The sequence below is a fragment of the Bradyrhizobium sp. genome (genome assembly GCF_049581145.1).
Taxonomy (GTDB): domain Bacteria; phylum Pseudomonadota; class Alphaproteobacteria; order Rhizobiales; family Xanthobacteraceae; genus Bradyrhizobium.
In genome coordinates this window covers 1-4773 of the sequence record NZ_JBAURI010001093.1, presented here as the reverse complement: position 1 = coordinate 4773, position 4773 = coordinate 1, and the positions used below count along the sequence as shown (strand labels likewise).

The following is a 4773-nucleotide window of genomic DNA, read 5'->3' as shown; positions in this document are numbered from 1 at the left end:
GGCCTGGAATCTGCTGCTATCTCTGTCGCTTTGTCTTGTTGCCGTCGCCCTCGGCTTTGCCGCCGGCGCGCATGCTTTCGGGTAAAGGGACGTTCGACGATGCAGGACAAGGTTTCATCGAACCCGTCGGCAGCCAGGCAGGCCGTGACCGGTTTGCGTTCCGGCGCGCGCCGTTCGACGCCGTGGCGAAAACTCTGGGACACGGCCGGTTCCTATGTTTCCGTCGCGCTCGGCAGCATTGTCGGCGGCGTCGCGCGTTATCTGGTGTCCGTTGTGTTCCTGAGCCAGTTCGGCAGCGGCTTTCCCTGGGCAACGCTGTTCGTCAATGTGACGGGCTCGTTCATCATCGGGTTCTATGCCACCCTGACCGGCCCGGACGGCAGGCTGTTCGTGAGCCCGCGGCAGCGGCTCTTCGTCATGGTCGGGATCTGCGGGGGGTACACGACGTTTTCCGCGTTCAGTCTCGAGACCTTGCGGCTGGTGCAGTCCGGCAACGCGCCGGCCGCGTTTCTCAATCTGCTCGTCTCGGCCGCAGGCTGGATGACGGCCGTATGGCTCGGACATACATTGGCGGCACGCCTCAATCGTCTGTAGGGAATTCGAACATGCAAATACCGAAACAAGCGCTGCTGCTGCGGATTTTCATCGGTGAAAACGGAAAATACGACGGTCATCCGCTCTATGAGGCCATCGTGAAGAAAGCGCGCGAAATGCACCTGGCCGGCGCCACGGTATTGCGCGGGCCGATGGGTTTCGGCAGATCCAGCCTCATCCACACCGACAAGATCCTTCGGCTTTCCATGGATCTGCCTCTGGTCATCGAAATCGTGGATTCCGAAGAGAAGATCAACGCCTTTCTGCCGGTGCTCGACGGCATGATGGATAGCGGTCTGGTCACGCTGGAGAAACTGCAGGTGCTGCAATACGGCCTCGAGAAGGCCGCTGATGGATAGCCGAAGGCGGCCAGCCGGAACGAGGCCATTCAATTCGGCTACGACGCCCTTTCAGGAAACCGTTGATGCGCGACGAAAACGGCCCCAGCGCTCCGGGGACCAAGCGCTGAGGCCGCATTCCACACACGCATACAAACGCGACTGACGCGATTGGGAGGATCGGCGCCCGCAGTACGGAACAGACTCCGAACGAGGCGGATCGTTCCTCACAGGTCGTCAGCCGAGCCGATACGATCGGAAGCGCGGTTCAGCCTCGCTCATCGTCCGCCTGCTGGTCCGCTCGGCGGCCGTCCAGCATCAGCCTCATGATTCCGATGCCGATGCCGATCGACACCAGCAGGCTGAGCGTAAGCGCGAGCATGCCGGAATCCATCGGAAAGCCGCGCGCGGCGAAGTCCGAATAGGCGTCGCAGACGAGCGCTGCCACGACAACCAACAAAGCAGTTGCAAGCGCCGGGCGCATGAACGCTGTCTCCGTTGGAGAACGAGTTTGCATCGGATCCAGATCTATCCGAGCAAGCTAGGCGGGCTTGGCGAATTCGTCGCTAACCTATGATAAAAACCGGTTTCGACATTTGGCGGGGGGCGAGGAAGCGGGCCGCGTGTTCGTTGCGAAGACGACGTGACATCCGCTCAAGGCAAAGGCGACGCGGCGCATCGCGCTGGGCGCGATCAGAAAACCAGCCATACGACGCACGCCACCACCATGACCACCATTCCGGTCGCTGCCGTCGCGAAACATGCCCACTCGAAACTCGTCATTCTGCGATCTCTGCCGCCCAACTAGCGGCCGACTATGACCGGCGACCCACAGGCAGTCGTTAACGTGTGATAACAACAATCTGGAAATCGCAACGATCGACCGCGCGCGGAGCCTCATCTCGAAGGGCGCGAGCGGCGCTGGCGACGCCACGCTTACCGAGCGCCGCCGCGATCGAGGCCCACTCCTCGGCCAGGTTTATCCCGAGGCCTGCGGCGGTCCTTGCTGCGTCACGGACCGCAGGCGTGCGAGATTGGCCTGGACGGTCTCCAGGGCCGACCGGGTTTTCTTGAACTCCGCGCGAAGTTCCGCTCTCAGGGTCTGGCTGCGGGCCAACTGCTGCTCGCAGGCGGCGATGATTTGACGACCAAGGTAAACTGCTGGCGTCCCTGTCGGGCGCCGCGGTCGAAGGACCTCCGAGACCGGCACGTGCATCAGCATGTGCCCTTCACCGTCCATGATCTCAAATGCATCCTCGGCCGGATCCTGCCGCAGGCGCAGCTTTTCGAACGCAATCTCGAGCATCGCGTCATAGCCGTTCAGATAGGCGGCTTCGACCGAGGAAAATTCGACCCCGATCTCGTCCACGCTCACCTGGCCGCCCGAGCAGTAATTGAAAAAAGAACAGGGCCATTCAGGTGGCTCCACGGTCGGCGAATCGACTTCCGCCCAGGTACCGTGGATCAAATTCGGCCAGCTCGTAAAGGCCGCTTTTGTTCCTGATCGTCAGCTTCTGGTGACTGAGTTCGATCAAGCCCTGGCCTCGCAGAAGCTGCAGGGTCCGATTTACATGAACGGGCGAGAGCCCGAGAGTGTCACCGAGTTCGCGCTGGGTCAGAGGAAACTCGAAGCTGTCATCGGCGCTCGAGCCGCTGAATTGCAGGCGACAGGACACTTCGCATATGAAATGTGCCAGTCGAGCCTGAGCCTGGTGGCGCCCGAGCCCTACCATCCACTCCTGCTGGATCGCCGACTGTGCGGCCGCGTCCAGCCAGAGCGCGCGTGCGATCGCCGGATGACCGGTCAACAGGGTGTCGAGGTGACGCAGAGGAATTGACAGGCAGATCGCCGGTGTCAGGGCCGAGATCGAATTCCTGGCCTGTCGAAAGGGCAGGTCGGTCGCGTTCAGCGTATCACCGGCGACAAAAACCGCGACGATCTGCTGTCTGCCGTCCAGCAAGGTCCTGACCGCCCGCGCCATGCCGCTGCAGAGAATGACGAGGGAGGAGGTCTCCTCCTCCTGTTCGATCAGGAGTTCGCCCTTCTGAGCATGTCGTGGCGGCATCGCTCCGGTCAAAAGGGATCGTTCGTCGGCCGGCGCCAACTCCATCCGCGATGAGACTTTGGCGAAAAAAGCTGCGAGCTCGTAAGACACCGAGCGCCTCTCAGCGATCCATATTCGCGATTCAGCCTGAAAATCCAGCAGCCTCGCTTCCTCGAGCAGAAGTCGTTTTATTTTGCCCGTTTGCGAGGACGCCTGTTCGCGCCGTTCGGCAGCCAGCCGGCGTAGCTCCGCAGGCGATCTATTCTGGACGGACAGTTTTCGCAGCATCGATGGCAACCCCGCGACCGATTCCCCGAACGCGCCCATGGGCGAATGGTTCCATAGGGCGCCCGGGGCGGGTCAGGGGCGAAAAACCGATTTTTTTCAAAGGTTTCTTGACTCGCATCATCGCCCCAAGGGTGGCTTGGGCGGCAGGTCCCTCGAAGGCCAACCTGGAACGAGATTCGATACTGCAATGGATGGATCGGCCTTTCCCTTTCCCGTCGTCGGCATCGGCGCGTCCGCCGGAGGCATCGAAGCGCTGGATGGGTTTTTCCGCGGCCTGCCGGCCAACCCCGGCTTTGCGGTCGTCATCGTGACCCATCTGAGCCCGGAGCGCGACAGCTTCCTGCACGAGATCATCCGCCGGTTCACCACGATGCCGGTCACGACAATATCGAACGAACTCGAGCTCGAGCCGGACTGCATTTTCGTTTTGCCCAGCAACGCCGTCCTCACCGTCGAGAAAGGGCGGCTGATGGTTCGCAAGAACGCCGGTCATCGCGAGCGCAAGTCAATCGATATTTTCTTCAGCTCGCTTGCCATCGATGTCGGTGAAATGGCGGTCGGCATCGTGCTGTCGGGCGGTGATGGCGACGGCACTCTGGGGATCAAGGCCATCAAGGAACGGGGAGGGTTGACGTTCGCCCAGGTCAGGGACGGTTTCGGGCCGGGACACCCGGATATGCCGGCCAGCGCGATCGCGACCGGATTGGTGGACTTTGCCATTCCGGTCGAGCAGATGGGTCACAAGCTCATCGAGCTGACCCAAGGCAACAAGCTGCTCGATGGCCTGATTGAGGAGTCCGACGACGAACAAGGCATCCATCGCGTGATGCCGGAGATCTACGCCATCCTGCGTAACCAGATCAGACACGATTTCAGCGGCTACAAGACCCGGACATTCGTGCGCCGGGTCCTGCGCCGCATGAACGTGTCGCGGGCGCAAGTCTTTGCCACCGATATCGACGAGCGCGCGCTGGCTGTCGCGCGCGCCGCCCGCTATCCGGAGGCGATGCTGGACAACGTTTCGCCCGAACGACGCAAGCGGTTTTTCGTTCTGGACGGGGCCAGCTATCTGCTCTCGAAGGACGTGCGCGAGCTCTGCATCTTTTCACCGCACAGTGTCGCTGCCCTGGACGCGCTGTCCTCCCGGCTCGGGGCGCTCGGCCGTGTCCAGGGATCTCGTCAGCAGTTCGCAAAGCGATAAAGTCGATCTCGGTGATCTCATCCGCTTCGAACTCGATGCCGTCGGAACGCTGGACGGCGGCAGGGTGCGTCTGCAAGGTCCGCCGGTCGCCCTCAGGTTCGAACACGTTCAAACGCTTGGTCTGGCGTTGCACGAGCTGACGACGAACGCCCTGAAACACGGCGCGCTCAAGCATCCTGCCGGCGCTCTCGTGGTTTCATGGGACGTCCCATCCAATCCCGCTCACAGCCAGCCTTGCACTTGGATTGGCGAGAGTCGGGTGTGCCCTTGTCGACGACTCCGGATCGAAAGGGTTTCGGTCGAGAGC

General features: G+C 61.8%; 6 protein-coding genes and 1 pseudogene. 4 read left to right on the top strand and 3 right to left on the bottom strand.

Features of this window, described 5'->3' with window-relative positions; genetic code table 11:
- Positions 1-99: 99 nt before the first annotated feature.
- A complete protein-coding gene (crcB, locus tag WCB02_RS35270; RefSeq protein ID WP_423965995.1) occupies positions 100-594 on the top strand; it encodes a fluoride efflux transporter CrcB in 495 nt (164 codons plus the stop codon).
- An 11-nt stretch (positions 595-605) separates the two neighbouring features.
- Complete coding sequence (locus WCB02_RS35265; protein ID WP_423965993.1) at positions 606-953, top strand: DUF190 domain-containing protein; 348 nt, start codon at positions 606-608, stop codon at positions 951-953.
- A 247-nt stretch (positions 954-1200) separates the two neighbouring features.
- Here WCB02_RS35265 and WCB02_RS35260 read toward each other — a convergent pair whose 3' ends face one another.
- The 3 genes from WCB02_RS35260 to WCB02_RS35250 all read right to left on the bottom strand — a co-directional run bounded on the left by WCB02_RS35260 (position 1201) and on the right by WCB02_RS35250 (position 3304).
- Positions 1201-1380, bottom strand: coding sequence for a hypothetical protein (locus tag WCB02_RS35260; RefSeq protein WP_423965990.1), 180 nt, complete (start codon positions 1378-1380; stop codon positions 1201-1203).
- Positions 1381-1911: 531 nt separating this feature from the next.
- Positions 1912-2361 (bottom strand): DUF6894 family protein, encoded by a 450-nt coding sequence (locus WCB02_RS35255; protein WP_423965987.1) that lies wholly within the window; start codon positions 2359-2361, stop codon positions 1912-1914.
- On the bottom strand, positions 2348-3304 hold the full coding sequence (locus WCB02_RS35250; RefSeq protein ID WP_423965985.1) for a Crp/Fnr family transcriptional regulator: 957 nt from the start codon (positions 3302-3304) through the stop codon (positions 2348-2350). The genes WCB02_RS35255 and WCB02_RS35250 overlap by 14 nt, the downstream gene beginning before the upstream one ends.
- Before the next feature lie 148 nt (positions 3305-3452).
- Between WCB02_RS35250 and WCB02_RS35245 the strand changes: the two genes are divergently transcribed.
- Positions 3453-4466: a chemotaxis protein CheB gene (locus WCB02_RS35245; RefSeq protein WP_423965983.1), complete on the top strand. Its 1014-nt coding sequence runs from the start codon at positions 3453-3455 to the stop codon at positions 4464-4466.
- Positions 4429-4773, top strand: a pseudogene (locus tag WCB02_RS35240) (hypothetical protein); the annotation flags it as partial. The gene WCB02_RS35245 and the pseudogene WCB02_RS35240, both read left to right, overlap by 38 nt.

Coding starts and splice junctions, on each gene's coding strand:
- crcB (WP_423965995.1), top strand. CDS start 100: ATGCAGGACAAGGTTTCATCGAACCCGTCGGCAGCCAGGCAGGCCGTG.
- WCB02_RS35265 (WP_423965993.1), top strand. CDS start 606: ATGCAAATACCGAAACAAGCGCTGCTGCTGCGGATTTTCATCGGTGAA.
- WCB02_RS35250 (WP_423965985.1), bottom strand. CDS start 3,304: ATGGGCGCGTTCGGGGAATCGGTCGCGGGGTTGCCATCGATGCTGCGA.
- WCB02_RS35245 (WP_423965983.1), top strand. CDS start 3,453: ATGGATGGATCGGCCTTTCCCTTTCCCGTCGTCGGCATCGGCGCGTCC.